This window comes from Streptomyces sp. NPDC006552 (assembly GCF_040611655.1).
In the GTDB taxonomy this organism is placed as follows: Bacteria; Actinomycetota; Actinomycetes; order Streptomycetales; family Streptomycetaceae; genus Streptomyces.
The window spans coordinates 74,815-98,679 of the sequence record NZ_JBEXOS010000022.1 but is presented as its reverse complement, the minus strand read 5'-3'; the positions used below and the strand labels follow the sequence as shown (position 1 = coordinate 98,679).

The window sequence follows — 23,865 nt, the reverse complement described above, 5'->3', positions numbered from 1 at the left end:
TAGTAGTCGCCGTAGGGACCGTCCGGGTCGGAACGCGACTGCTGGAACCACTCGTGCTGGTCGCTCGTGTGGTTCATGACGAAGTCGATGATGACCCGCATGCCGCGCTGGTGCGCGGCGTCCACGAACTCCACGAAGTCCGCGAGATCGCCGAACTCCGGCAGCGCGACGATGTAGTTGGAGACGTCGTAGCCGCCGTCCTGCAACGGTGAGGTGTAGAACGGCGGGAGCCAGAGGCAGTCGACGCCGAGCCATTGCAGGTAGTCCAGCTTCGCCGTGATGCCCTTGAGGTCACCGACGCCGTCCCCGTTGCTGTCGTAGAAGGAGCGGACGAGCACCTCGTAGAAGACGGCACGCTTGTACCACTCGGGGTCGGGTCTCTTGGCGGGCAGGTACGGCGACTGCGCCAATTCGTCCGTGGACATACGGATAGGCCTCCGTGGACGCGGATGAAGGAGAGGAGGGGTGGGGGGTCAGCCGACGGTGAAGATGTGGGCCGGTGACTCCCCCGGGACGAGGCGCACGTAGTTGGTCGCTCCCCACGTGTAGGTGGCCCCGGTGAGTTCGTCGCGCACCGGGAACGAGGTGTCGGGGCCGACGTTCAGCGGTGCGTGGTCGAGGCGGACCGTCGCCTCCTGGGTGTGGTGCGGGTCGAGGTTCACCACCACCAGGACCGTGTTCGGGCCGCTGCGTTTCGAGTACACGATCACCGCGTCGTTGTCGGCGTGGTGGAAGTGCACGTTGCGCAGCCCGCGCAGGGCCGGACTGCGGCGCCGGATCTCGTTCAGCCGGGTGAGCAGCGGGGCGATGGTGCGCCCTTCCCGCTCGGCCGACCCCCAGTCACGGGGCCGCAGTTCGTACTTCTCGGAGTGCAGGTACTCCTCGCTGCCGGGCCGCAGCGGCGTGTTCTCACACAGTTCGTACCCGCTGTAGACGCCCCAGGACGGGGAGAGCGTCGCGGCGAGGACCGCCCGCAGTTCGAAGGCGGGGCGGCCGCCGTGCTGGAGGAACTCGTGCAGGATGTCCGGGGTGTTGACGAAGAAGTTCGGCCGCATCGTGGCCGCCGACTCGCCCGCCAGCTCCTGTACGTACTGCGTGAGCTCAGCCTTGGTGTTGCGCCAGGTGAAGTACGTGTACGACTGCTGGAAGCCCGCCTCGGCCAGCGCGCGCATCATCGCGGGACGGGTGAACGCCTCCGCCAGGAAGATCACGTCCGGGTCGGTGCGGTTGATGTCCGCGATCACGTGCTCCCAGAACACCACCGGTTTGGTGTGCGGGTTGTCGACGCGGAAGATACGCACCCCGTGCGCCATCCAGTGCCGCAGCACCCGCGTCGTCTCCGCGACCAGCCCCGGCAGGTCCCGGTCGAAGCTGACCGGGTAGATGTCCTGGTACTTCTTCGGGGGGTTCTCCGCGTACGCGATCGAACCGTCGGGACGGTGGTGGAACCACTCCGGGTGCTTCTCCACCCAGGGGTGGTCCGGCGAGCACTGCAACGCGAAGTCGAGGGCCACTTCGAGCCCCTCCCCCTTGGCCCGCGCCACGAACGCGTCGAAATCGTCGAGCGTGCCGAGATCGGGGTGGACCGCGTCGTGGCCGCCCTCGGCCGAACCGACCGCCCAGGGCACCCCCACATCGTGCGGACCGGGGGTGAGGCTGTTGTCCGGGCCTTTGCGGAAGGTCGTGCCGATGGGGTGGATCGGCGGCAGGTAGACGACGTCGAAGCCCATCGCGGCGATGGCGGGGAGGCGGCGCGCGGCCGTCGCGAACGTGCCGCTGACCGGCGGCGCGCCCTCCGCCACCACGGCGCCCTCCGAGCGCGGGAAGAACTCGTACCACGACCCGAAGAGCGCCCGTTCCCGCTCCACCAGCAGGGGCAGCGGGCCGCTCTCGGTCAGCCGGTCGAGCAGAGGGTGGGCGCGCAGCACCGCGCGGACCTCGGGGTCCAGGGCCGCCGCCAGCCGCCGCGCGTCGTCGAGGGAACCGTCCTCGAGCACCCGGATGGCCTCGAAGAGGGTGCGCCGCGCGGCCTCGTCGGTGACCCGGCCCAGGGCGCGCTCCAGGTGGACGGCGCCCTCTTCCAGGGTGAGGTCGGTGTCCACGCCCGCCGGCACCTTGACGGCGGCGTCGCGCTGCCAGGCGGCCACCACGTCGCACCAGGCCTGTACGCAGTAGCTCCACCGGCCGGGGGACGTCGGTGTCAGCTCGGCGCTCCACCGGTCCTCGCCCGGGACCAGTTCGTGCATCGTGGCGCACTGGACCGTACGGCCGTCCGGGTCACGCAGCACGGCGTGCGGCCGCACGATGCCGGTCCCCTCGACGAAGACCAGGGCCGTGACCGCGAACGCCTCGCCGACCACGGCCTTCGCCGTCCGGCGCCCACCGTGCACCCGCGGACGCACGTCCTCGATCTGCACAGGAACAAGCTGCGCCCTAGCTGTCATCGCTCTCACCTCCAGTGCCGCGCAGTCGGCGCTCGGCCGTGGACGCCGCCTCCCGTCCGCACCGCTCACCCGTCGCGGCGCACAGCACCTCGACGGACCGCGCGAAGCGCGCGCGGATCCGAGCGTCTGCGGGAGAGGCGAGGAATCGGCTCTGCCACCACCGGTAGTGCTTCAGCTTCGCCTCGATCTCCTCGCCGACCTGTGATGCGTCCATGGCATCCGTCGACCTCCTGTAAATCCGCGGACGCACGCGTCGCGGCTCCCCGAACCTGCACGGAGTGGAAGCGGTCCGTCACACACGGCCGCTTCCCACCATGGTGCGGGGTGATCGGCCATCCGTCCTGTTGAGCCGAGCGTCACCACCCGATCACTCTCGTGTTGCACGGATGGAGTACGGGCCGGAAAGTGGTCCTTGACTCTCGAGCGACCCACGCTCACGTTCCGTGCGCACCGGCACTGTCCGGACGCCGGCGACGTGAGTCACGCGGTGAGGAGCAAGAACCATGAACCGGACAGATCCCCGCTACTACCACGTCGAGGTCGAGTCCTCGCTGGAGCGGGTCGGACAGATGCAGCGCATCGTGGCCGCCCATCTTCGGTACTGGGGGCTGCAGAAGCTGGTGACCTCGGCGACCCGCGGGGTCGGGCTGCTGCTGGAGGCGGCGGCGGCCGACGCGGTCGAGCGTGTGGAGATCGAGACCTGGTGGACGGGGCAGCACCTGATCACCGCGGTCTCCCACCACGACGCCTCCGACCGGCACACGGACGCGCACCCCCATCTGCACCAGATCGCGACGCTGAGCGACGGCTGGGGCAGCTGCACCACGAACAATCAGCGCATCGTCTGGTTCTCCCTGCGCAAGACCGACCACGACCGCGAGCCGCTCGACGCCAAGCAGCCGGAGCCGTGGTCCAGCGAGGCGCTCACCGTGCCGCAGACCCCGGTCGCGCACACCAAGCCCGCCCGTACGTCCGAGACGGCCGGAACCGCGTCGTGACGGCACGCCCGGCGAACGCCGCGAACGGGGGCGTCCTGGCCGGACGCCCCTACCCGCTCGGCGCCACCTACGACGGCCACGGCACGAACTTCTCCCTGTTCAGCGCCGTCGCCACCCAGGTGGACCTGGTCCTGGCGGAGCCCGACGGCAGTGAGCGGACCGTGACCCTGCCCGAGGTCGACGGCTTCGTGTGGCACGGCTACCTCCCAGGCGTCGGTCCGCGCCAGCGGTACGGCTACCGCGTCCACGGCCCCTGGGAGCCGTCGTCGGGGCACCGCTGCGACCCCGAGGCGTTCCTGCTGGACCCCTACGCCCTCGCGGTCCACGAACAGTCGCCGGCCGAGGGCGGTCCGGAGCACGGGCTGTACGGGGTCGTCGTCGACCCGGCCTTCGACTGGGGCTCGGACGCGCCGCCGTCGTACTCGTACACCGACTCGGTCATCTACGAGGCACACGTGCGGGGGATCTCGCGCACCCACCCGGATGTACCGCAGGAGCTGCGCGGCACGTACGCCGGACTGGCGAGCCCGCCCGTCATCGAACACCTCACGTCCCTGAACGTGACCGCGGTCGAGCTGATGCCCGTGCACCAGTTCATCCAGGACGGGTTCCTGCGCGACCAGGGCCTCTCCAACTACTGGGGCTACAACACGATCGGCTTCTTCGCGCCCCACCACGCCTACGCCGCGCGGGGCACGCTCGGCGAACAGGTCACCGAGTTCAAGCAGATGGTGAAGGACCTGCACGCGGCGGGGCTCGAAGTCATCCTCGACGTGGTCTACAACCACACGGCCGAGGGGAACGAGAAGGGCCCGACGATCTCTTTCCGCGGGATCGACAACGCGTCGTACTACCGGCTCTCCGACGAGGACTTCAGCCACTACTACGACACCACGGGCACCGGCAACAGCCTGCTGATGCGGCACCCGAACGTCCTTCAGCTGATCATGGACTCGCTGCGGTACTGGGTGACCGAGTGCCATGTCGACGGCTTCCGCTTCGACCTGGCCGCCACCCTGGCCCGCCAGTTCCACGAGGTGGACCGGCTCTCGGCGTTCTTCGACGTGATCCAGCAGGACCCGGTGATCAGCCGCGTCAAGCTGATCGCCGAGCCCTGGGACCTGGGCGACGGCGGCTACCAGGTCGGCAACTTCCCCCCGCTGTGGTCCGAGTGGAACGGCCTGTACCGCGACAGCGTCCGGGACTTCTGGCGCGCGGACGACGGGTCGCTGCCCGAGTTCGCCTCCCGCCTGACCGGCTCCGCCGACCTCTACGAGCACGAACGGCGCAGGCCGCGGGCGAGCGTCAACTTCATCACCGCCCACGACGGGTTCACCCTGCGCGACCTGGTCTCGTACAACGACAAGCACAACGAGGCCAACGGGGAGAACAACGAGGACGGCGAGTCGCACAACCGCTCCTGGAACTGCGGCGCCGAGGGCCCTACCGACGATCCGGCGGTGCGGGCGCTGCGCGGCCGGCAGCAGCGCAACTTCCTGGCGACGCTGATGCTGTCGCAGGGCATCCCGATGCTGAGCCACGGCGACGAACTCGGCCGCACCCAGGGCGGCAACAACAACGTGTACTGCCAGGACAACGAGATCAGCTGGATCGACTGGCGGCTCGACGAGGAGCAGGAGGACCTGCTCCGCTTCACCCGTGAGCTGATCGCCCTGCGCAAGGCCCATCCGGTGCTGCGCCGGCGCCACTTCTTCGACGGCGTGGCGCAAGGCGGGCGGCGGCTGCCCGACCTCGTGTGGCTGCGGCCGGACTCCGCGGAGATGACGCCGAAGGACTGGCGCCGGCCGGACGCCCACACCATCGGCGTCTTCCTGAACGGCGACGGGATCGCGGCGCCCACCCCGCAGGGGCGCACCGTCGTGGACGACTCCTTCCTGGTGCTGTTCAACTGCTTCTGGGAGCCGATGGAGTTCGTCCTGCCGCGCGCGGCCTACGGTGCGCGCTGGACCAAGCTGATCGACACGGCCGAGCCGGACGGCGTCTGCGACGAGGTGGAGCACAAGGCGGAGTCGACCCTGCTCGTGGCGGAGCGCAGCCTTGTCGTCCTGTCCCGCCCGCCGGACGGGACGCAGGTCTGAGCGTCGCAGCGGATGGGCTCGCCCCCTCGGGGGCGAGCCCTTTCCGCGCAGCGACGCATTGACGGAACGGCACCTGAAGCAGAAAGATCGACAGGCACGAATATGACAACGTTGTCGGACGAGAGAGGATCTCGATGAGAGCGTGGAAACGCCTGTCCACCGCCTTGTTGATCATCACCACGGTGGCCTCGGCCTCCGTCACCGCGGGTACCGCGAGCGCCCGGGAGCGCGGAGCGCGGTTCGCCGCCGATCCCACCCGGTTGGTCGACACGTCGATAGGCAACAACGGTGACGGCACCACCTTCCCGGGTGCCACCACCCCGTTCGGCATGGTGCAGCTGAGTCCGGACACCCAGCTGAACAAGTACGCCTCGTACGACTACGCGCAGGACACCATCCTCGGGTTCAGCCATACCCACCTGTCCGGCGTCGGCTGTCAGACCATGGGCAACATCCGCTTCATGCCGACCACGGGCGCGGTCACCTCGTCCGACCCGGCGCGCTACGGCGCGAAGTTCAGCCACGACCACGAGACCCGGTCGCCGGGTTACTACGGCGTGACGTTCGACAACGGCATCCACGCCGAACTGAGCGCCACGCAGCGCACCGGCCAGCACCGTTACACCTACCCCGGCGGCTCGGGCGCGCAGAACGTGCTCATCGAGGCCGGTGAGAGCAACGGCAGCACCTACGCCGGTGACATCGAGGTGGTCGGCGACGACACCGTCGAGGGCTGGGTGCAGGGCGGCAACTTCTGCGGCGAGACCGGCAAGGAGCGCTACCGGGTCTACTTCAGCGCCAAGTTCGACCGGAAGTTCGCCACGTTCGGCACGTGGACCGACGACACCCTCACCCCGGGCCGCCGTGACGCGACGCGCGGCAGCAAGCGCGCGGGCGCCTGGCTCTCGTTCGACCCGGCCAAGGGTGACCGGGTCGGCTCCTCGGTGGGGCTCTCCTACACCTCGGTCGACGGCGCCCGCCTCAACCGCGGGGCCGAGCAGCCGAAGTCGTTCGACCGGGCCCGCGCGAGCGCGCACGACACCTGGCGGGACGGGCTGAACCGGATGCGGGTGGCCGGCGGCAGCACCGCCGACCAGCGCACGTACTACAGCGCGCTGTACCACTCGCTGCTTCACCCGTCGGTCGGCTCGGACGTCGACAACCGCTACCGCGGCTTCGACGACAAGGTGCACCGGGCGGACGCGCCGTACTACCAGATGTTCTCGCTCTGGGACACCTACCGCTCGCAGAACCAGCTGGTGGCCCTCCTCGAACCGGACAAGGCCGCCGACATGGCCAAGTCCGTGCTGCGCGTCTACCAGGACGGCGGCTGGCTGCCGCGCTGGGGCCTGGGCGGCGGCGAGACCAATGTGATGAGCGGCGACCCCGTCACCCCGTGGGTCGTCGATCTCTACAACCGCGGCCTGCTCGACCGGCGCACCTCGCGGCAGCTCTTCGACGCCCTGTGGAAGAACGCCAACGACGTCCCCGCCGACCAGTCGGTCTTCCGCGGCCGCGACGGCAACCCGACCTACGTCAAGAACGGTTTCGTCGGCTACCAGAACCTGCCCGGGTACCTGTACGGCGACAGCCGCCAGGCCGGCTCGGCCACCTTGGAGTACGCGCTCGCCGACTGCTCGCTGTCGACGATGGCCGCCGGTCTCGGCTACCGGGACAAAGCCGCCACGCTCGCCGGGCGCTGCGACAACTTCGCCAAGCTGTGGGACACCGGCGTCACGTCGAAGGGCTTCACCGGCTTCCCGGTCACGAGGAACGCGGACGGCAGCGTCGCGGGCGACCCCGATCCCACGCAGTCCGGCGCCTTCCACGAGGGCACCGCCTGGCAGTACCAGTGGCTCGCCCAGCAGGACCCGCAGGCCCTCTTCGGCCTGATGGGCGGTCAGAAGTCCGCGGAGCAGCGGCTCGACACGTTCTTCGACCTGCCGACCGTGCTGAGCGACCCGGCGAAGGCCGCGTCCGAGTCGTGGGTGACGGGCGCCTACGACTACCACAACAACTTCGCGTTCAACCCGAACAACGAGCCCGACTTCCACGCGCCGTGGATGTACGCGTGGACGGGCGCGCCGTGGAAGACCTCGGCGGTGCTGCGGGCGCTGCGGACGCTCTTCACGGACAACGCCTACGGCATGCCCGGCAACGACGACCTCGGCGCCACCTCGTCGATGCTCGTCTTCGCCATGGCCGGTGTCTTCGAGGCACAGCCCGGCTCGGCGAAGTACCTCGTCTCCGCGCCGATGTTCGAGAAGGTCGAGATCCGGCCCGCCCACGGACGCCGGGTCGCGATCGAGGCGCCGGGCGCGGACGCGTCCAAGCTCCAGTACGTGTCCTCCGTGCGCACGGGTGCGGGCACGCTGCGCCAGAGCTGGCTCTCCCATCAGGATCTGCTGCGCGCCGGCACCCTGAAGGTCACGCTCTCGGCCCGCCCGACGAGCTGGGGCGCCGGCGTGGCTCCGCCCGCCGTGGCCGGCCACTGAGACGGCGGGGCGCCGGACCGGCGCCCCGTGTCCCCTCCGTGGGGGTCCTCGCCGGCCGCGATAGCATCGCGGCCGGGGAGGACCCCCGCTTCCCCACTCAGGGCCGCACGGAGGACGACGATGAGCGACGCCGCGGACCGCGGGGCGGCCCCGCGCCGCCGTGACGCCCGGCGCAACCGGGAGCTGCTGACCGAGGCCGCCCGCGAGGTCTTCCGCGAGCAGGGGCTCGACGCACCGCTCGACGTCATCGCCCGGCGGGCGGGGGTGGGCAACGCGACGCTCTACCGTCACTTCCCGACCCGCACCGCGCTGGTCGGCGCGGTCTTCGACGCGCCGCTGGCCGGCACGATGGCCGCCGGCGAGCAGGCCCGGCGGGCCCCGGACGCCTGGGCGGGACTCACCGGCTACCTCGCCGCCGTCTTCACCGTGCTCGCCACCGACCGCGGCACCAACGACCTCATGACGACCCCGCTGCGGGGCGTCGAGGCCCTCGAAGCCGTGCACGCGCACAACCGGCACACGATCGAACTGCTCCTGGACCGCGGCCGGCAGGAGGGCACCGTGCGCGCGGACCTCACGCCCGAGGACGTCCTCTTCGCGCTGGCCGCACTCGGCCGCGCCGTCCCGGCCCTGACCGCGGCGACCACCGCCGACGCCTGGCGCCGCCCCCTCGCCCTGCTCCTGGCCGGCCTGCGCGCCTCACCCGCCGCCGCCGCCCTGCCCGACCCCGCGCTCAGCGCCGCACAACTCGCGGACGTGCTGGGCGAGTTGGGCCCACACCGCAGCACCGCGACCCCACAGACATAAGCGGTTCCCGGCCACGGGCGACCTTCCTGCACATTGGCATGTCCAGGGCATTGACGCGCCTTCGCGCAGTGCGTACAAACGGCTCTTACAACGATGTAAGAACCGGCACACCGACACGGATCCACCCGGCCGCGCCCCGCGACACGAGGAGCTCCGATGCGCCATCACCCCTTCCCCGCCCGCCCCGGACCGGCGCGCCACGCGCTCGGCATCCTCTTGAGCGTCCTCGCGCTGCTCCTGGGCGGCGCCACCGCCCTGGCCCCCGCCGCGCAGGCGGCGCCCACCGCCTGGACCCCCAAGCCGGCGCCCATGACCACGCCCTGGACCGGTCAGGTCTCCCGGGACAACCCGCTGCCGGAGTACCCCAGACCGCAGTTGACCCGGCCGGACTGGAGCAACCTCAACGGCATCTGGGACTTCGCCGTCACCTCCGCGAGCGCCGGCCAGCCGGCCTCCTTCACCGAGCAGATCCGGGTCCCCTTCGTCGCGGAATCCGCGCTCTCCGGCATCCAGCGCAAGATCACCCAGAACGACAAGCTCTGGTACAAGCGCACCTTCACCGTGCCGTCCAACTGGAACGGCCGCCGCGTCCAGCTCAACTTCGGCGCCAGTGACTGGCGTACGACGGTGTGGGTGAACGGGCAGCAGGCCGGCGCCGTGCACAGCGGCGGCTACGACGCCTTCGGCTACGACATCACACCGCTGCTCAACGGCGGAACCAATACCGTCGTGGTCTCGGTGTTCGACCCGACCCAGACCGGCGGACAGGCCCTCGGCAAGCAGCGCATCAACGACGTGACACCGCACCCGGGCGGCGGCATCTTCTACACCGCCGCCTCCGGCATCTGGCAGACCGTGTGGCTGGAGCCGACGGCGCCGGCCCACATCACCCGCCTCGACACGGTGGCGAACCTCACCGACTCGACGCTGCGCGTCACCGTCCGGGGCGAGGGGGTCAGCGGGCAGAGCGCGCGCGTCACCGTCAGCTCGGGCGGCACCACGGTGGGCACGGTGACCGGCGCGGTCGGCACCCAGCTGACGGTCCGCGTCGCGAACCCGCACCTGTGGTCACCGGACGACCCGTTCCTGTACGACGTGCGGGCCGACCTCGTCTCCGGCTCCACGGTCTCGGACTCGGTCGGCAGCTACGCGGGCATGCGCTCGATCTCCCGCGGCACGGTCGACGGCAAGCAACGGCTGCTGCTCAACGGGAAGTTCGTCTTCCAGTCCGGCACCCTCGACCAGGGGTACTGGCCCGACGGCATCTACACCGCGCCCACCGACGACGCCCTCAAGTACGACCTCCAGAAGCACAAGGACCTCGGTTTCAACATGGTCCGCAAACACATCAAGGTGGAGCCGCAGCGCTGGTTCTACTGGGCCGACCGGCTCGGGCTGCTGGTGTGGCAGGACATGCCCGCGATGGACACCCGTACGCCGGACGCGGCGGCCCGCACCCAGTGGGAGGCCGAGTTCGACCAGATCGTCGACGAGCACCGCAGCTCGCCCGCGCTGGTGATGTGGGTCGACGAGAACGAGGGCTGGGGCCAGTACGACCAGGCCCGCATCGCCGACAAGGTGAAGGCGGCGGACCCCTCGCGCCTGGTCGACAACATGAGCGGCGTCAACTGCTGCGGCGCGGTCGACGGCGGCAACGGCGACGTCGTCGACCACCACAACTACGTGGGCCCCGGCGTGACGTCGCCGTCCTCGGCGCGGGCCGCCGTCCTCGGGGAGTTCGGCGGCCTCGGACTGCGCGTGGCGGGCCACGAGTGGTCACCCGGCAACGGCTTCTCCTACGAGGACCAGGCCGACACCGCCCATCTGAACAACCGCTTCGTCGGCCTGATCGACGCGCTGCGCCTGCAACAGATGCCGGCCGGTCTCTCCGCGTCCGTCTACACCGAGATCACCGACGTGGAGAACGAGGTCAACGGCCTGCTGACGTACGACCGGCAGGTGACCAAGGTCGATCAACCGCGGATCAAGGCGGCCAACCAGGCGCTGATCAACGCCTCCAGGAGTCCGGCGGCGCCGGTGACCCTGCCCACCGGCTACCGGTCGCTGCGGGTCACCACGCCCGGCTACACCGACCGCTACCTGCGCCACCAGGACGCCCTCGCGTTCACCGAGGTCGTCAACAGCGGCAGCAGCGCTCTGCTGAAGTCCGACGCCACCTGGCGCGTCGTGCCCGGTCTCGCGGACAGCGCCTGCTACTCCTTCGAGTCGCGCAACTACCCGGGCGAGTATCTGCGCCACCGCGACTTCCGCGTCCACCGGGAGGCCGGTGACGGCTCGGCGCTGTTCCGCGCGGACGCCACGTTCTGCGCGGTCCAGGGGCAGGGCGGGGTCCGGCTGACGGCCCAGAACTTCCCCGGCCAGTACCTGCGGCACTACAACTCCGCGGTGTACCTCGCCGTCCCCGGCGGCTCCCGCGCCGCGGACGACCCGAACCTGTTCACCGAGGACACCACGTGGGCCGTGGAGGCGCCCTGGGCCCCCTGACCCCGCGCCCGGACGAGACGGGCCGCGCGCACGCCCGCGGGGGCGGTGCGCGCGGCTCCGGCCTATCCGCGCGGGGCCGACGGGGCCGCGAGGCCGTCGCGGAGCAGGCGGCTGTCGATCTCGTCGAGGGCCAGGCGCAGCGCCCCGAGGGCCACGCTCTCGTCGCCCAGGGTCGAGGTGCGCAGCTCGGGCAGGCGCAGGCAGTGCTTGGTCAGTTCGCGGCGCAGCGGGTCGAGGACCACGTCGGCGGAGCGGGAGAAGCCGCCGCCGTAGACGACGACCTGCGGGTCGAGGGCGAGCACCAGGGCGGCGACGCCGACGGCGAGGTCCCGGGTGTAGCGCCGGACGGCGGTCTTCGCGTCCTTGTTCCCTTCCCGCGCCGCCTGGAAGACCCACGCGGCCGCCTCGCCGGCCGTCGCCGGGACGCCGGGGCAGTTCTCCAGGTGGTCGGGGGCGGTGAGCCACCGTACGGCCTTGAGGGCGCCGATCTCGCCGGCCGCTCCGCCGTGGCCGCGGCGCAGGGTGCCGTCGAGGATCAGGCCCGCGCCGGTGCGCAGGCCCGCGAGGAGGAAGACGATGTCGTCGGCGTCCTGGGCGACGCCCTTCCAGCGCTCGGCGACGGCGGCGAGTTTGCAGTCGTTCTCGACCTGGACCGGGCAGGTGAAGCGGGCCGCCAGGTGAGCGGCCGGGTCGGTGGTGTGCCAGCCGGGCAGCGGGGTGAACAGGGTGGTGCGGCCGGTGGCGTCGACCGGTCCGGTCACGCCGACGGTGACGGCCCAGATGTCGGACGGGGTCATGGCCGCGCCGCGCAGCACCTCGTCGATGACCGAATCGACCGCCGCGAGCCGGGCCTGCGGCGCCGCCTGTGGATCGACCGGGCGGCGCGCGGCTCCGACGATCTCGCCCTCCAGATCGCTCACCATGACGAGGATCTTGTGGACGCCGATGTCGATGCCGAGCGCGTGCCCGGCGCCGGCCCGGAACCGGAAGCGGCGCGCGGGACGCCCGACGACACTGCTGGCCCCCGGCTCCTCGACCTCCGCCCAGCCGTCGGTGACGAGCCCCTGGACCAGCACGTCCACGGCGGGCCGCGACAGTCCGGCGCGGCCCGCGAGTTCGGTGACGGTGGCGGGTGGATTGCCGCGCAGCGCCCACACGATCGACAGCTGGTTCATCTCGCGCATCCGGGACATGTCTGTTCCGGTGGTCGCCATGCTGGTGCTCCCTGGAGGGGTTGCGGTGCCCGCTACGGAATAATGCTGAAGACTTTACTAATTCGCGGCGGCGGCCGTGCGAAGACCCGGGGCATCAGGGCGCGACGAGGAGCCGGTCAGGCGATCGGGTAGCGCTGTTCCGTGCCGGGTGTGACGGCCGCGGTGAAGTCGACCTCCCGTCCGTCGAGCGCGAAACGGTACCGGCCGAGCCTACGGATCTCGGGGCGGCGGCCCAAGTACGCGGTCATGGCCTCCAGTTCGTCCGGGTGCAGCCAGCCGGGCGGGTCGGAGACCGCGCGGAAGCCGCAGATGTCGGCGAGGTCGCGCAGCAGGGTCTGCTGCTGGTCGGTCAGCAGGTTCAGCCGGCTGCGGAAGTAGACGACGTCCGGGTCGACCTCCAGCAGCGGCGCCTGCCAGAGCCGGTGCAGGGCGTTGACGACGGCGTTGCGGGCGAGGGCGTCGGAGGGGTCCTGCGTCGCGTAGTGCTCCCACAACGGCGCCACGTCGGGGCCGCTGCGGATGCCGTCGATCAGCCCCAGGGACGGCAACAGGGGGGCGCCGCTGCCGAGCAGGTAGGCATCCTCGCCTGCCTCCTCACGGATGATCCCGAGGCCGAGCCGGTACGCCTCCTCGCGGCCGAGGTCCGTGGACCGGGCACCCGGTACCGCGCCGCCGTTGACGAAGTCGAGCTTGAGGTAGCTGAAGCCCCATTCGCGGCTGACCCGGTGGATCATCTCGCGCAGGTGGTCCTGGGCGGCCGGCCGGGTGAGGTCGAGGGCCCAGTAGCCGGTGCCCCAGTTGTGCCCGGCGACCACGGGCTCGCCGCGCTCGTCGCGCAGCAGCAGCTCGGGCCGGTCGCGGGCGGTGCGGGAGTCGGGGCGCAGGATGAACGGCGCGATCCACAGGCCGGGCCGCAGCCCCGCGTCCGTGATCCGGTCGGCCAGCGCCCGCATGCCGGACGGGAACTTGGCGTTGGGGTGCCAGTCCCCCACCGTCCGCTCCCAGCCGTCGTCGATCTGGACGACGTCGAAGGGCAGTCCGCGCAGGGCGGTGATGTCCTTGGTGAGCTGCTCCTCGGTGATGTTCTCGTAATACGCGTACCAGCTGCACCACACGTTGCCCGCGCGCTTGTCGCTGTGGCCGAGGCGGGCGGCGAGGTGCCGGGCGTAGGCGGCGAAGACCTCCTCCTCGTCGCCGTACGCCAGGAACCAGGGGGTGTCGCCGCGCTCGCACCAGCCGGCGAGGGTGTCGCGGTCCGCGGTGAGGCGCGGGATGTCGAGGCCGAGCGCGCCGAGCAGCAGCACCTGTCCGTCGGCCCCCTGGAGGGCGGCGACGGCGGACGAGTGGTGGCGGGCGGGGTCGTCCCAGCCGGAGTCGTCGGCGGTGAGGCGGCGTTCGGCGCTCTCGATGCGCAGCGGCGCGGCCGAGAGCCGGCGCCAGCCGCACGGACTCCACGAGTTGTGTCCGTGCCGGTAGAACAGCGCGTCGCCGAGGCCGTGCAGCAGGGCCACCCGGCCGGGCGGCAGCAGCAGACCTCCGTCGACGGGCCGGGGCGGGGCGTCGCCGGTCAGCTCGACGGCGAACGCGCGCCCTGCGAGGGTGACGACCTGGGCCATGGAACTCCTTGTGTCGGGGGGTGGGAGGTACGGGTCTGCGGGTCCCGGGCGCCCGGGACCCGCGCCTACTTGAAGAGGCCGTTCACCTTGTCGTTGGCCGACTTCAGCGCGGACTGCGGCGTGGCCCGGCCGAGGATCGCGGACTGGATGGCGTCCTGGACGATCGGGCCGATCTCGGTGCCGTGTTCGGTGACGGGCAGCTGGAACGTGCTGCCCTTGTCCGCCACCACATCCGTGAAGACGTGGACGTCGCGTCCCTGCGCCTTGTGCGCCGCGAGCGTCTTGGCGGTGGCGGACTTCAGGGCCGGGAAGACGACGGCGCGCTTGGCGACCAGGTTCTGGCAGTCGGCGGAGGCGAGGTACTTGACCCACTTCCACGCCTGGTCCTTGTGGGCGCTGCCGGCCCAGATGGCGTCGGAGAGCCCGTTGACGGCGCTCTTGCGGCCGGCCGGGCCGGTCGGCAGGGGCGCGAAGGCGAACTTCTGCTTCAGCTTGGGGTCGGTGAAGGTGGGGATCGTCCAGGAGCCCGTGACCATGAGGGCGCCCTTGCCCGCGGTGAGCAGTTCGGAGTTGGCGACGCTGGACTGCTTGTCGAAGCGGGGCGCGTAGCCCTGGTCGATGAGGTGCCTGAACCAGGCGAGGGTCTCGGCGAGCTTCGGGTCGTCGTAGCGGTACTTCGTGCCCCACAGGTTCTTGTCGAGGTAGGTGAACCCGTTGGCGGCGGCGAGGTCGCCCCAGCCGTTCTGGCCCTGGGAGCCGTCGGCCCACTCGGGCAGGAAGCCGTAGGTCCGCACGTGGTCCTTGTCGAAGGCCGGGTCGAGGCCGTTACGGCCCTGGGTGTCGACGGTGGCCTTGGCGATCGCCTGCTCCAGTGTGCCGCCGTCGTCGGGGTTCCAGGTGAGGCCGGCCAGCTCGGCGGCGTCCAGGCCCTGCTTCTTCAGCATGGCGGTGTTGTAGACGAGGGCCATGGTGTCCCAGTCCTTGGGCAGGCCGTAGCGCTTGCCGTCCTTGACCCAGGTCTCGGCGAGACCGGGCTGGTAGGCGGTGAGGTCGAGCTTGTCCTTCTCGACGTAGGGCGCAAGGTCCAGAAGCTGGTTGCTGGTCGCGAACTGCGGATAGTAGGAGGCCTGGTCCGTCCAGACGTCGGGGGCCTCGCCGGAGGTCAGCTGGGTGGTGAGGTTCTGCCAGTACTGGTTCCAGGCGGTCTGGGTGATCTTGATCGTGATGTCGGGGTTGGCGCGGTGGAACGCGGTCGCGCAGTCCTGGTAGGCGGGCAGCTGCTTGTCGTCCCAGAGCCAGTAGTCGATCGTGGTCCGGCCGCCGGCCGTGTCGCTGCCGGAGCCGCCGCAGGAGACGACGGTGGACAGGGCGGCCAGGCACAGCAGGGCGGCGCCGGTGCGCAGGTGCGTGGATCTCATCGTGAAGTGCCTCTCGGGCTCGTGGAAGGCGTGAAGGGGCGTGAAGGGGGTGAGTTCGCGGCTACTTGATGCCGGTGAAGTTCAGGGACTCGACCAGTCGGCGGCCGAGCACGATCAGCAGCACGAGGACGGGCAGGACCGACAGGGCGGAGCCCGCCATCAGGCCGGTCCAGTCGGGCTGGGTGTTGGGTGACTGCTGCTGGAAGATGCCGAGCGCCACGGTCAGGACGCGGGTCTGCTCGTCGCGGCCGGTCAGCAGCGGCCACAGGTAGTCCTTCCAGGCCCACACGGTGGTGGTGAGCCCGATGGTGATGAGCGGGCCCCGGCTCATCGGCAGCACGATCTTCCAGAAGACGCCCCAGGCGCCGACGCCGTCGAGCACGGCCGCCTCCTCCACGTCCCGCGGGATCGACAGGAAGAACTGGCGCAGGAAGAAGACCGCGAACGGTGTCATCAGGACGCTGGGCGCGACCATGCCGGCGAAGGTGTTCAGCCAGTCGAGGTTCTTCACCAGGACGAAGTTGGGCAGCACGGTGAAGATCGGCGGCACCATGAGCGCCGCGATCAGCACCCCGAAGACCGCGTCCCGGCCGGGGAAGCGCAGCCGGGCGAAGGCGTAGCCGGCCATGGCGCAGAAGAGGGTCTGCAGGACGGCGATCAGACCGCTGTAGACCACGGAGTTGAGCAGGTAACGCAGGAAGTCGACGTGCGCGCCCGAGCCGCCGGCGGCGCGCGCCTGCGCCTCGCTGGTCAGTCCGAGCACCCGCAGGAAATTGACCATGGTCGGGTGGTGCGGGACGAGCCCGGTGGCGTCGGAGTAGATGTCGGCCGCGGGGGTCAGGGCGGTGCGGACCATCCAGTAGAACGGGAAGACGGTCACGAGCAGGGCGAGGGCGAGCGCCGCCCACGCGGCGATCCGGCCCGGTGACAGCGTGGTGCGTGTGCGGTTCGTCCGTATGCGGGTCACGGTCCGTCTCCTCAGGCCAGGTCCGAGCGGGAAGCACGCAGCAGCCGCATCTGCACGGCGGTCAGTACGCCGAGGACGACCGCGAGGACGACCGCGACGGCGGCGGCGTAGCCCATGTGGAAGTTGGTGAAGGCCTGTTCGTAGATGTAGAAGTAAATGACCCGGGTCGCGCTGACGGGTCCGCCCTTGGTGGTCACCGCGATCGTGTCGAAGATCTGGAACGAGCCGATCAGCGACACCACCAGGACCAGGGCGAGGACCGGCCGCAGCAGCGGCAGCGTGATCCTGGCGAACATCCGCCACTCGCCCGCGCCGTCCAAGGAGGCGCTCTCGTAGAGGTGTTGGGGGACCTGGAGCATGCCGGCGTACAGCAGCAGGGCCGTGTAGCCGGTGTAGGCCCAGGTGTTGACGGCGGCGACGGTCGGCATCGCGAGGTCGGGTGAGGTGAAGAAGCCGGTGGTGCCGAAGCCGAGGGCGCCCAGGATGTGGTTGACGAAGCCGAGGTTGGCGTCCAGCAGCCACATCCACAGCAGCCCGACGGTGACGTTCGGCACCAGCCAGGGCACCAGCAGCATCGCCCGCAGCGCCACCGACCGGGTCAGGCGGTGCATGAGGGTGGCGAGGAAGAGGCCCAGGACGGTCTGTGTGCCGATGTTGAGCACGACGTAGTAACCGGTGACCTTCAGCGCGTTCCAGAACTGGTCGTCGCCGATGAGCTGGTGGTAGTTGTCCGCGCCGGTGAAGGTGGGCGGGGAGAGCAGGTTGTAGTCGGTGAGCGAGTAGTAGACGCCGCGGACGGTCGGATACGCGTAGAAGAGCGCGAAGCCCAGCAGGGCGGGGGCCAGGAAGAGCCAGGCCGCCTTGCGGTCGTCGCGCGGCCGGCGCGGCCTCGCCGGGCCGGCGGAGCCGCCGGGGGCGGGGCCCGCCAGCTCGGGTGGTGGCGCAACTGCCGTGTCCGCGCCCATGGTTCGCCTCCGAACGGATTGTCGCCGCACCTCTTGTCAGTGGGGCGCCGTGGACACATATTGATGAGCAGCAGCGAAACTTTGTCAATGCTGGCGCATAAAAAGGGTGGTCCCCCACCCGGACCGCCGCACCGCTGCCGCTCACCTCGCCCACTCAACTCCCCGCCTATGCACGGAGGTTGACACCATGCGCACCTTCGCCCGTCGCCGCGGCAGAAAACTGCTCGCCGCGCTCGGTTCCACCGCCGCCGCGCTCGCCCTGGCCGCACTCCCGGTCACCGCCGAGGCCGCTCCCCCCGCGTCCCCGTCCGCTCCGGCGGCCATCGCCGCGGCGCAGGGCGCGCCCGCGCGGCCGTCCCCCGGCCCCGCCGCCGACCCCTCGCTCCCGGCGCACGCGCTCGCCCGCGCCGACGCGCCGCTCGACAACCCGCTGAAGGGCTTCGCCCGCTTCTACCAGCCCGGCGCCGACCAGAACACGGGCTACCCGCACGCGCTGACCTGGAGCTACTTCGGCCTGTCCGAGGTGATGGACTCCGCGTCGGACTGCGGCCACTACAACTGGTCCGTGCTGGACAAGGCGCTGGCCGAGACGGCCTCCTACGGCAACCAGGCCGCCATCCGGTTCTACATCGAGTACCCGGGCGGCAGCGGCAGCCATCCCGCCAATGCGATCCCGCCGTGCTTCGCCGGGCACGTCGACAACCGCACCAACAGCTACTGGAACACCACCAGCCCCGACTACGACAGCCCGTACCTGCTCGACGCGCTCAAGAACTTCATCGCCGCGTACGGCGCGCGCTACGACGGCGACCCGCGCATCGGCTTCATCCACATGGGCCTGGTCGGGCTCTGGGGCGAGTGGCACACCTGGCCCTACGACACGGACACCTCGGGTGACACCTACCCGAACTACATGCCCACCGACGCCCACGGGGCCGCCCTCGTCCAGGCCTACAACAACGCCTTCACCCGTACGAAGATCGAGGTCAGATACCCGGAGTCGGCCGGCGGGGCCGCCGACACCCTGCCGCGGGTCGGCTACCACGACGACTCCTTCTGCTACCGCGAGGGCAGCCCCCTGGCCGGGGTCACCCTGCCGACGTCAATGGGCGGAGCCCCGTACGCGCAGTTGCAGAAAGCCCTCGACCACGGGGTGGAGAACCGCTGGACCACGGCCTCCATGGGCGGCGAGGTCCGGCCCGAGATCCAGTCCACCGCCTTCGCGAGCTGGCCCGGCGGAAGTGGCGCCGTCGACGACATGAAGGCGTGCCTGGAGCTGGAGCACACCACCTGGAAGATCAACGAGGGCAGCGCCAACTACTCCCCCACCGACCCCAAGGTGGCTGCCGCGGTCCGGCTGATGGGCTACGACCTCACCGTCGACCACGCCTACTTCCACGACTCCGCGCAGGGCACCACGAAGGTCGGGTTGCGGATCACCAACAGCGGTGTCGCGCCGTTCTACTACCCCTGGACCGTCAGCCTCGGTCTGAAGGACCCCGCCGGGAACGTCGTCAAGACCTGGGCGACCCCCTGGGACCTGCGCAAGGTCATGCCGGGCAAGATACGTGCCTTCCCGGACTGGGGCGTCGGCTCCGACCCGGCCTACCTCGACTACGGGTACGCCCAGTACTTCGACACCAGCGTCGACCTGTCCGGCGTCACCTCCGGCTCGTACCAGCTCGTCATGAAGGCCAAGAACCCCTTGGAGGACGTCAGTTCCGCGGCGAAGAAGCTGCGGTTCGCCAACGCCGGCCAGCACGCGGACGGCTGGCTCGACCTGGGCGCCCTGACCGTCGGCTCGGGCGGCGCGACCGGTCCGGTGTCCTACGAGGCCGAGGCCGCGGGGAACACCCGCACCGGCACCGCCGTGGTCGCGGAGTGCGCGGGCTGCTCGGGCGGCCACAAGGTCGGCTACCTCGGTAACGGCGCGACGCTCACCTTCCCGGGCCTGGACGGCGGCAGCGGCGGCACCAGGACCCTGACCCTCCACTACGCGACCGCGGCGGCCCGCTCGGCGACCGTCCGGGTCAACGGCGGCAGCGTCCGCACCGTCGACTTCGCGCCCACCGCCGACTGGACGACACCCGGCACGATCACCCTGAGCGTCGACCTGAAAGCGGGGAGCGGCAACAGTGTCACGCTTGCCAACGCCACCGGGTGGGCACCCGACATCGACCGGATCACCCTGACGTGAGCCGCGGCGGGCCAGGGCCGGACCGCTCCCGGTCCCGGCCCGCCGCACTCCCGGTCCGGTGCCTCCGCTGGCGGAGCGGAGCGTGCCGCCACAGGGTGGAGTCAGCAGCACCGAACGAGGGAGTGGTCTTGGACACGGCCGACGACGCAGCGCTCTGCCTGGTGACCGGGGCGAGCGGGTACATCGGCGGCCGCCTGGTCCCCGAACTCCTCGACGCCGGCCACCGGGTGCGCTGTCTCGCCCGCACCCCGGCCAAGCTCCGCGACCACCCGTGGGCGAAGGACACCGAGATCGTGCGCGGCGACGTCATGGACGCCGCATCGGTCGCCGCCGCCATGGCGGGCGTGGACGTCGCCTACTACCTGGTGCACTCCCTGGGCACCGGCACCGACTTCGAGCGGACCGACCGCGAGGCCGCGCGGATCTTCGGCGAACAGGCCCGCCTGGCCGGGGTGCGGCGCATCGTCTACCTCGGCGGACTCACCCCGCGGGGCGTGCCGGAGCACGCGCTCTCCCCGCACCTGCGCTCCCGCGCCGAGGTCGGCCGCATCCTGCTCGGGTCGGGCGTGCCGGCGACGGTGCTGCGGGCCGCCGTCATCATCGGTTCGGGTTCGGCCTCCTTCGAGATGCTGCGCTACCTGACCGAACGGCTGCCGGTGATGGTCACCCCGAGCTGGGTGCGCACCCGGATCCAGCCGATCGCGGTCCGCGACGTCCTGCGCACGCTGGTCGGCAGCGCCACGATGCCCCCGGACGTCTCCCGCACCTTCGACATCGGCGGCCCCGACGTCCTCACCTACCGGGACATGATGGTCCGGTACGCGGCCGCCGCCCGGCTCCCCCGGCGCCTGCTCCTCCCGGTCCCCATGCTCAGCCCCGGCCTGTCCAGTCACTGGGTCAATCTGGTGACGCCGGTGCCCGCCTCCATCGCCAGGCCGCTGTGCGAGTCGCTGCGGCACGAGGTCGTCTGCCACGAGCACGACATCGCCGCCTACGTGCCGGACCCGCCGGGCGCGCCGATCGGCTTCGACGAGGCGGTGACGCTCGCCCTGCGCCGCGTCCAGCAGGCCGAGGTCGCCACCCGCTGGTCGTCGGCGGCGGTGCCGGGCGCGCCCAGCGACCCGCTGCCCACCGACCCGGACTGGGCGGGCGGCAGCCTGTACACCGACGAGCGGGAGCAACTGGTGGACGCGCCGCCCGGACGGCTCTGGGACGTGGTGGAGGGAATCGGCGGCGAGCACGGCTGGTACTCGCTCCCGCTGGCCTGGGCCGTGCGCGGCTGGCTCGACCGGCTGGTGGGCGGGGTGGGGCTGCGGCGCGGCCGGCGGGACGCGGCCCGGCTGCGGGTCGGCGACTCGCTGGACTTCTGGCGCGTGGAGGAGATCGAGCCGGGCCGGCTGCTGCGGCTGCGCGCCGAGATGCGGCTGCCGGGCCTCGCCTGGCTCGAACTGACCGTCGACGAGGTGCCGGGCGGCCGCTCGCGCTACCGTCAGCGGGCCCTGTTCCACCCCCACGGCCTGGCGGGCCAGGCCTACTGGTGGAGCGTGGCGCCGTTCCACGCCGTGGTCTTCGGCGGCATGGCCCGCAACATCGCCGCGACCGCGGAGCACGGCGGTGCGCGGAGCTGACACCCCGGCGCAGCACGGCCCCGGTGGCGTCGACCGACTCCCGGGGCCGCTCTCCGTGGGGCCGGAAAAAATTTCCGTGCTCCCACCCATCCGCCCGCGCCGCGGCTCCGTATTACCCCTGCACCCGTGATTCCGCGTGTGCGCACGACGCTCGGAGGTCGCGAAGGTGAAGGAAGCCGTCCGGATCGGTCCCGCCCCAGGAGCCGGGCCCAGCCTGGAGGAGCTCATGGCCGATGTGGCGAAGGGGGACAAGGACGCCTTCGCCTCGGTGTACGACGCCGTGGCCGGCGCGGTCCTCGGTGTCGTGCGCGCCGTCCTGCGGGACCGCGCGCAGTCCGAAGAGGTCGCCCAGGAGGTGCTGGTCGAGGTGTGGGGCAGTGCGGCCCGCTACCGCGCCGACCGGGGCACGGCGCGCAACTGGGTGCTGACGCTCGCCCACCGGCGCGCCATCGACCGGGTCCGTTCGGTCGAGGCCGCCGCCGCGCGGGACCACCGGGCGGCTCTGCTGGCCCGGACGCCGGAGTTCGACGAGGTGACCGAGGCGGTGGAGCGGCGGCTCGAACACGAGCAGCTGCGGCGCTGTCTGCGCACGCTCACGGAACTGCAGAAGCAGTCCGTCTCGCTGGCCTACTACCGCGGCCTCACCTACAGCCAGGTCGCCGAACTGCTCGCGGTGCCGCTCGGGACCGTCAAGACGCGCCTGCGCGACGGTCTGATCCGGCTGCGGGACTGCCTGGGGGTGAACGCGTGAGCGCCGAACTGCACACGCTGACCGGGGCGTACGCCCTGCACGCGCTCGACCCGTCCGAGGAGGCCGCGTTCGAGCGGCACCTCGACGCCTGCCCGGCCTGTGCCCAGGAGGTGCGGGAGCTGTCCGCCACGGCGGCGCGGCTCGGGCTCGCCGTGAGCGTGCCGCCGCCCGACGGCTTCAAGGAGGCGGTCCTGCGCCGCGTCGACGGCGTCCGCCAGGAGCCGCCGCGCACCTCCGCCGCGCCGGCCGCCGGCGTCGCCCGGGCCGGCCGCACGGTCTCGCGCTGGGCGCTCGCCGCCTGCCTCGCGGCGGTGGCCGCGCTCGGCGGGACCACGCTCTGGCAGCACATGGAGGCACAGGACGCGCGGCAGGAGGCCCGGCAGGCGCGGCAGGTCACGGACCAGGTGGCCGACGTCCTCGCGGCGCCCGACGCGCGGACGCGCGGCGCGCGGCTGCCGGACGGGGCGAGCGGCACGGTCACCGTCTCCGCGGAGCGCGACAAGGCCGTGTTCGTGGCCGCGTCGCTGGCCCGGCCACCGTCCGGGAAGGTCTACCAGCTGTGGTTCGACGACGGCGGCACGATGCGGCCCGCCGGGTTGATGGACCCCGGACGCACCACGCAGACCGTACTGATGGCCGGAGCGGTGGGCGACGCGTCCGGGATGGGCCTCACGGTCGAGCCGGCCGGCGGCTCACCGCGGCCGACGACGCAGCCGCTGGCGCTGATGCGGCTGCCCGCCTGAGCCGGGGCGGGAGGTGCGGCGCCGCCGGGCGCCGGCGGGCCCTGGGGGCGGGCCGCCTCGCCGCCGCGGGCCCGTGCGGCACCTGGCGCCGCCCGTGGTGGTACGCCCGGCAGGCGTACGAGGGCGACGACGACCCGGCCGGGCGGACGCGGCCGGCCCGGTGCGTCCCGGGCCGGCCCTTCCCGTCGGCGCCTGCGGCCGGTACCCCGTCGTCGTCACGGCGGCTGCATTCCCGGCCCCGGCAGGCCGGTTGTCCCTCTTTCGGGTGATCGACCAATCCGCCCGGCGGTCCGTTCCGGATTCCCCCCGACGAAGGCAGACCGCCTTTGTGGACCGCCCCTCTCAGGAGTTGCCATGCGTATCCGAATGCGTCGTATCGCCGTAGCCGTCACCGTCAGCGCCGTCCTGCCTCTGGCCCTGACCGCCTGCTCCGACAGCGACTCCAAGGACAAGGGGTCCGACAGCGCCTCTGCCGGTTCGTCCAGGGCCTCGGACCCGGCGAGCCCGTCCGACTCCATGGGGACCATGGCGAAGCCGTTCGGTCCCGGCTGCGCGTCGGTGCCCAAGGACGGCGCGGGCTCCTTCGACGGCATGGCCAAGGACCCGGTCGCCACGGCCGCTTCCCACAACCCGGCGCTGTCCACGCTGGTGTCGGCCGTCAAGAAGGCCGGTCTCGTCGACACCCTGAACAACGCTCAGGACATCACGGTCTTCGCGCCCACCAACGACGCCTTCGCCAAGATCCCGAAGGCGGACCTGGACAAGGTCCTCAACGACAAGGCGATGCTCACCAAGATCCTCACGTACCACGTGGTGGGCCAGAAGCTGGCGCCCAAGGACCTGGAGAAGGGCTCGTTCGCGACGCTGGAGAAGTCCAGGCTGACGACGGCGGGCTCCGGCGAGTCCTACAAGGTCAACGACAGCGCCGACGTGGTCTGCGGCAACGTGAAGACCGCCAACGCGAACGTCTACATCATCGATTCCGTCCTCATGCCGAAGAGCTGACCCGCCGGCACGG

At 71.5% G+C, this 23,865-nt stretch carries 17 protein-coding genes and 1 pseudogene; 10 read left to right on the top strand and 8 right to left on the bottom strand.

Annotated elements, in window-relative coordinates:
- From ABZY33_RS15890 to ABZY33_RS15880, 3 genes are all read right to left on the bottom strand, one after another.
- Positions 1-425: alpha-amylase family glycosyl hydrolase (locus ABZY33_RS15890; protein ID WP_356492147.1), on the bottom strand; the 425-nt coding region annotated here is incomplete at its 3' end.
- A 48-nt stretch (positions 426-473) separates the two neighbouring features.
- Positions 474-2,444, bottom strand: coding sequence for a maltotransferase domain-containing protein (locus ABZY33_RS15885; protein WP_356492146.1), 1,971 nt, complete (start codon positions 2,442-2,444; stop codon positions 474-476).
- Positions 2,434-2,658, bottom strand: a complete 225-nt coding sequence (locus tag ABZY33_RS15880) for a DUF5133 domain-containing protein (RefSeq protein ID WP_356492145.1) — start codon at positions 2,656-2,658, stop codon at positions 2,434-2,436. The genes ABZY33_RS15885 and ABZY33_RS15880 overlap by 11 nt, the downstream gene beginning before the upstream one ends.
- A 289-nt stretch (positions 2,659-2,947) precedes the next feature.
- Between ABZY33_RS15880 and ABZY33_RS15875 the strand changes: the two genes are divergently transcribed.
- The 5 genes from ABZY33_RS15875 (at position 2,948) to ABZY33_RS15855 (ending at position 11,348) form a co-directional block, all read left to right on the top strand.
- Entirely contained in the window at positions 2,948-3,442 is a 495-nt protein-coding gene (locus ABZY33_RS15875) for a pep a2 (RefSeq protein WP_356492144.1), read from the top strand.
- Positions 3,439-5,541, top strand: coding sequence for a glycogen debranching protein GlgX (gene glgX, locus ABZY33_RS15870; RefSeq protein ID WP_356492143.1), 2,103 nt, complete (start codon positions 3,439-3,441; stop codon positions 5,539-5,541). Before ABZY33_RS15875 ends, glgX begins: the two co-directional genes overlap by 4 nt.
- Positions 5,542-5,675: 134 nt before the next feature.
- On the top strand, positions 5,676-8,036 hold the full coding sequence (locus tag ABZY33_RS15865) for a GH92 family glycosyl hydrolase (RefSeq protein WP_356492142.1): 2,361 nt from the start codon (positions 5,676-5,678) through the stop codon (positions 8,034-8,036).
- A 120-nt stretch (positions 8,037-8,156) separates the two neighbouring features.
- Positions 8,157-8,843, top strand: a complete 687-nt coding sequence (locus ABZY33_RS15860; RefSeq protein ID WP_356492141.1) for a helix-turn-helix domain-containing protein — start codon at positions 8,157-8,159, stop codon at positions 8,841-8,843.
- A 156-nt stretch (positions 8,844-8,999) separates the two neighbouring features.
- On the top strand, positions 9,000-11,348 hold the full coding sequence (locus ABZY33_RS15855; protein WP_356492140.1) for an AbfB domain-containing protein: 2,349 nt from the start codon (positions 9,000-9,002) through the stop codon (positions 11,346-11,348).
- Between the two features lie 62 nt (positions 11,349-11,410).
- On the opposite strand, the gene ABZY33_RS15850 is transcribed toward ABZY33_RS15855, so the two are convergent.
- The 5 genes from ABZY33_RS15850 to ABZY33_RS15830 all read right to left on the bottom strand — a co-directional run bounded on the left by ABZY33_RS15850 (position 11,411) and on the right by ABZY33_RS15830 (position 17,528).
- Positions 11,411-12,562, bottom strand: coding sequence for an ROK family transcriptional regulator (locus tag ABZY33_RS15850; RefSeq protein WP_356492139.1), 1,152 nt, complete (start codon positions 12,560-12,562; stop codon positions 11,411-11,413).
- Positions 12,563-12,678: 116 nt separating this feature from the next.
- Positions 12,679-14,178, bottom strand: coding sequence for a glycoside hydrolase family 36 protein (locus ABZY33_RS15845; protein ID WP_356492138.1), 1,500 nt, complete (start codon positions 14,176-14,178; stop codon positions 12,679-12,681).
- Positions 14,179-14,243: 65 nt separating this feature from the next.
- On the bottom strand, positions 14,244-15,596 hold the full coding sequence (locus ABZY33_RS15840; RefSeq protein ID WP_356492137.1) for a sugar ABC transporter substrate-binding protein: 1,353 nt from the start codon (positions 15,594-15,596) through the stop codon (positions 14,244-14,246).
- A gap of 61 nt (positions 15,597-15,657) precedes the next feature.
- Positions 15,658-16,563 (bottom strand): carbohydrate ABC transporter permease, encoded by a 906-nt coding sequence (locus tag ABZY33_RS15835; RefSeq protein ID WP_356492136.1) that lies wholly within the window; start codon positions 16,561-16,563, stop codon positions 15,658-15,660.
- Between the two features lie 11 nt (positions 16,564-16,574).
- Positions 16,575-17,528, bottom strand: coding sequence for a sugar ABC transporter permease (locus ABZY33_RS15830; RefSeq protein ID WP_356492135.1), 954 nt, complete (start codon positions 17,526-17,528; stop codon positions 16,575-16,577).
- Between the two features lie 187 nt (positions 17,529-17,715).
- Between ABZY33_RS15830 and ABZY33_RS15825 the strand changes: the two genes are divergently transcribed.
- From ABZY33_RS15825 to ABZY33_RS15805, 5 genes and pseudogenes are all read left to right on the top strand, one after another.
- Positions 17,716-19,725: a DUF4832 domain-containing protein gene (locus ABZY33_RS15825; RefSeq protein WP_356492134.1), complete on the top strand. Its 2,010-nt coding sequence runs from the start codon at positions 17,716-17,718 to the stop codon at positions 19,723-19,725.
- Positions 19,726-19,847: 122 nt separating this feature from the next.
- Positions 19,848-21,353, top strand: a pseudogene (locus ABZY33_RS15820) (SDR family oxidoreductase); the annotation flags it as partial.
- 166 nt (positions 21,354-21,519) lie between these two features.
- Complete coding sequence (sigK, locus tag ABZY33_RS15815; protein WP_356492133.1) at positions 21,520-22,104, top strand: ECF RNA polymerase sigma factor SigK; 585 nt, start codon at positions 21,520-21,522, stop codon at positions 22,102-22,104.
- Positions 22,101-22,847: an anti-sigma factor gene (locus ABZY33_RS15810; protein ID WP_356492132.1), complete on the top strand. Its 747-nt coding sequence runs from the start codon at positions 22,101-22,103 to the stop codon at positions 22,845-22,847. Before sigK ends, ABZY33_RS15810 begins: the two co-directional genes overlap by 4 nt.
- Positions 22,848-23,201: 354 nt before the next feature.
- The gene (locus ABZY33_RS15805; RefSeq protein WP_356492131.1) at positions 23,202-23,852 is read left to right on the top strand and encodes a fasciclin domain-containing protein; all 651 of its coding nucleotides are present in this window, start codon (positions 23,202-23,204) and stop codon (positions 23,850-23,852) included.
- The last annotated feature ends 13 nt before the right edge of the window (positions 23,853-23,865 follow it).

What these genes read in the sequence shown, in the direction of transcription:
- ABZY33_RS15885 (WP_356492146.1), bottom strand. Translation starts at nt 2,444, where the DNA reads ATGACAGCTAGGGCGCAGCTTGTTCCTGTGCAGATCGAGGACGTGCGT.
- ABZY33_RS15880 (WP_356492145.1), bottom strand. Translation starts at nt 2,658, where the DNA reads ATGGACGCATCACAGGTCGGCGAGGAGATCGAGGCGAAGCTGAAGCAC.
- ABZY33_RS15875 (WP_356492144.1), top strand. Translation starts at nt 2,948, where the DNA reads ATGAACCGGACAGATCCCCGCTACTACCACGTCGAGGTCGAGTCCTCG.
- ABZY33_RS15865 (WP_356492142.1), top strand. Translation starts at nt 5,676, where the DNA reads ATGAGAGCGTGGAAACGCCTGTCCACCGCCTTGTTGATCATCACCACG.
- ABZY33_RS15860 (WP_356492141.1), top strand. Translation starts at nt 8,157, where the DNA reads ATGAGCGACGCCGCGGACCGCGGGGCGGCCCCGCGCCGCCGTGACGCC.
- ABZY33_RS15855 (WP_356492140.1), top strand. Translation starts at nt 9,000, where the DNA reads ATGCGCCATCACCCCTTCCCCGCCCGCCCCGGACCGGCGCGCCACGCG.
- ABZY33_RS15850 (WP_356492139.1), bottom strand. Translation starts at nt 12,562, where the DNA reads ATGGCGACCACCGGAACAGACATGTCCCGGATGCGCGAGATGAACCAG.
- ABZY33_RS15845 (WP_356492138.1), bottom strand. Translation starts at nt 14,178, where the DNA reads ATGGCCCAGGTCGTCACCCTCGCAGGGCGCGCGTTCGCCGTCGAGCTG.
- ABZY33_RS15840 (WP_356492137.1), bottom strand. Translation starts at nt 15,596, where the DNA reads ATGAGATCCACGCACCTGCGCACCGGCGCCGCCCTGCTGTGCCTGGCC.
- ABZY33_RS15830 (WP_356492135.1), bottom strand. Translation starts at nt 17,528, where the DNA reads ATGGGCGCGGACACGGCAGTTGCGCCACCACCCGAGCTGGCGGGCCCC.
- ABZY33_RS15825 (WP_356492134.1), top strand. Translation starts at nt 17,716, where the DNA reads ATGCGCACCTTCGCCCGTCGCCGCGGCAGAAAACTGCTCGCCGCGCTC.
- ABZY33_RS15805 (WP_356492131.1), top strand. Translation starts at nt 23,202, where the DNA reads ATGCGTATCCGAATGCGTCGTATCGCCGTAGCCGTCACCGTCAGCGCC.